Below are 2,903 nucleotides of genomic sequence, written 5' to 3' on the forward strand. Positions count from 1 at the left end.
TGAGGAAGGTGACGAGGACTTCCATGCCGATGCGCGGGATGGCGATGCCGCCGTAGGCGCTGCCTGCCCAGCCGCTGGCAACGCGTATCCAGCAGGTGGTTTTGTCGTCGGACTGGCCGTCGCGGTCCCAGTGGAATTGGACTTTGATGCGGCCGTACTGGTCGCACTGGATTTCTTCACCGGCGGGGCCGGTGACGACGGCGGTCTGGCTGCCGAGGACTTTGTTCCATCGTACTTTTTAGCCCACAGCATCGTTAATTCATAGATCAAACCGGCGTTTTTACATCACCAAGAGCCATACGGCACGCCGAACGTCTCGACGTATTCTTTGGAATTCTCTGAGAGCGAATCGTATCGACCACCCGATTTGCCTTCGTATGGCCCACGTGGGTCAACCTCGGCCTTCACTTGTGTGACCTCGATTGGTCTCAGACATGGGCCAAGCACCCACACTTTTGCGATGCCACCCGGCGCGAGACCGATTGCAATTGCTTTTCTGTAACCCGTCGTCCACTTACCTGTAGCTTCGCAATAAGTTTTTTCAGCTGTACGCATAATTTCTCGGGTTGACTCAGGTATATCGATGCCGACTTGGTAAGTCTGCGGCTCCGCCAATGATTGCCAACGTACAAAAATCTTTTTTGGTAAATCTGCACCGATAACGTACTTGCCTTTCCCCCAACCCGATCTTTTTGGCCAGCCCTTTGGGTCGCCCGCATTATTCTTAGGAGTATGAATAGCGGAAACTCCGCTCATTGCCCGTCGATATACCTGCCCCTGCATATCGATAACATCTGCAGTTTCAATCCAAACTTCCATGTAGTCAGGAGCTGAAAAACCTAACCGCCAAGCGTCATATGGCAACGAACCTGCGTGGGCAAATGTTGAGCCCACCAACAACATGGCGGCAAGCAGAAAGCGAGTAAAACTACTCATTTGGATGAACCGTCCGAAGCAGGTTATCATTGGGGCGATTAATGAAAAGTATGCCAAGATCACTGTTGTTTAATCCCTTCGCAGCATTCCAGTTATCAGACAGATGAACATAACGCTGAAACAGCAGCTGTTCTTGTTGCAGGGTCAGGCCGATTGTTTTGCTTTTGCCCAATGCGTATGCCATTAACTTTTCAGAAATCTCACCTAGTTCCGTCGGTAGGGCAAGTCTCGGATCGTTATCAGAGATTTCCCCGAATGGGACGTCATTCTCGATAGCCAGCTCACGCATAATCCGCAGATAGACCAATGACAGCTCACTACGCACTTCGCGTTGGCTGCTTACTGCCGCATAGACATGCTTTTTGGGGGTTCGATCATCTCTGTCCATGCTGTTAAAATTTACCTCCCACGTCCGAAGTTCGAGAGGCAAATCGTACTGAGCCATCTGGTCTTGGATGCGGCGAAGATCCTGCTGTGCGAGTTTGTAACTATTAGCTTCGGTCGCCAATGATCTCCGCTCGACGTCGCTTCGGCGTGGCTTACTAATCAGCACTTTTTCAGTAGCTTTTGGTAGATAGCCTCCCCCTAGATCAGAATGAACGCCAGGCAGAATGATGTCTGCGGCCCCTGCGCTGTTTAACGAAAAGTTATATCGACGCTCGTTTTTTGCGACAAGGTGCACAATTTTTTTTGCAATATCTGGGCCTAAGGCAATATTAATACCTGGGTTCCACGAGCCATGACCGCCGAAATCGAAAATCAATGGATTTGCCACAGCAGCGACAGTGTCAAAAATACCGATGAAATTAATTGAGACGTCTGTTTTTGCTTGCCATTTGAAGGCGTCTGCCAACGCGGGGGAACCCGAAGGTAGCTCTTTTGCAATAATACTTTTCTCACCCTTAAGAACTTCATTCGCAAAGTCACGAGCCGCCGCCGCACCGCGACTGAAACCGAAAATATCGAACTCGATCTTTTTCACGCGTTTATCTGGATTGTTATCCCGGAAGACTTTAATTGCTTCCAGAAACTTGCTCGGTACTTCTTCAACTCGGCTCCTGACTCCCATCGTCCCTATACCGGTGGCTTGAGAAAACAGAGAGTCTTCTTCGGTGCTACTCGTGCCAATTCCATCCACATAAATAGGAATGCTCGCTTTTTCTGCTTCAGCAGGAAGCTCTTTATCCCCTTGGTTGAGGTAAAGGTCATACAACCGAGCCACATTACTAACGTCATTCCCATAACTGTTATCGGGCGTGCTACCGTTGCCGTCATAGCCATGAGACGCGCAGAACTTGCGGATTTCCTCTGCGAGATCCTGCAGATTCACATCCGGTGCGTAGCAGCCATAAACCCGCTCACTATTACTACGATTGTTCCCTGTACCATCGAAAAAGACCCCAATCCGCAGGGTAATGTCTTCGATTTCGACTTCCTCTTCCTCTTCCTCGAGTTCTTCATCTGCCACCATTGGCGCGGTTATTGCTGGAGTCGCTTCTGGGACAAGGCTAGATTTGCCCATCGGTGGTGCGTTGAGGAGTTTGCCCTTGGCATCTGTTGCCGCTAGCCCAGGGATGAGCGGCGTCAGAATCCCAATCCCAGTCCCCACCCCCGGCGCACCACCGGTATTCACCTTCACCTCAGCGCCGCTAATCGTGACACCACCCGCATCAACCTTCACAAAACTCCCGCCAGCCTTGGCCGTGAGCTCCATGCCACCCTCAACCACCACCTTGTCACCAGCGTGATAGTGAATCTCCGTCCCAGCCTCAACAAACTGCCCAGTCCCCACCTTCACATGCTGCGTCACACCCACCGTCAGGTGATCATCCGCGCGCATTTCGCTGATGCGGTCCAGATGAGTGATCCGGTGTTCTTCGACCTTGAACTCGCTCAACACATTGGCTTCAACGGTGTCATGCCGTTCGTTGCCGACGCGGATTTTCTGGTCGTGTTCGATGTTTTCG

At 51.4% G+C, this 2,903-nt stretch carries 2 protein-coding genes and 1 pseudogene; all 3 read right to left on the reverse strand.

The window, feature by feature from the left end:
* Positions 1-223, reverse strand: a pseudogene (locus tag CXF97_RS13925) (phage baseplate assembly protein V); the annotation flags it as partial.
* Positions 224-285: 62 nt separating this feature from the next.
* Complete coding sequence (locus CXF97_RS13930; RefSeq protein WP_101159025.1) at positions 286-936, reverse strand: DUF2931 family protein; 651 nt, start codon at positions 934-936, stop codon at positions 286-288.
* Positions 929-2,903 (reverse strand): DUF2235 domain-containing protein (locus tag CXF97_RS13935; RefSeq protein ID WP_178081187.1); only part of this gene is annotated, 1,975 nt, incomplete at its 5' end. The genes CXF97_RS13930 and CXF97_RS13935, both read right to left, overlap by 8 nt.

Source organism: Pseudomonas sp. Choline-02u-1 (assembly GCF_002836515.1).
Taxonomy (GTDB): Bacteria; Pseudomonadota; Gammaproteobacteria; order Pseudomonadales; family Pseudomonadaceae; genus Aquipseudomonas.

Bases quoted from the DNA above. Each gene is read 5' to 3' on its own strand.
- CXF97_RS13930 (WP_101159025.1), bottom strand. From the start codon at position 936: ATGAGTAGTTTTACTCGCTTTCTGCTTGCCGCCATGTTGTTGGTGGGC.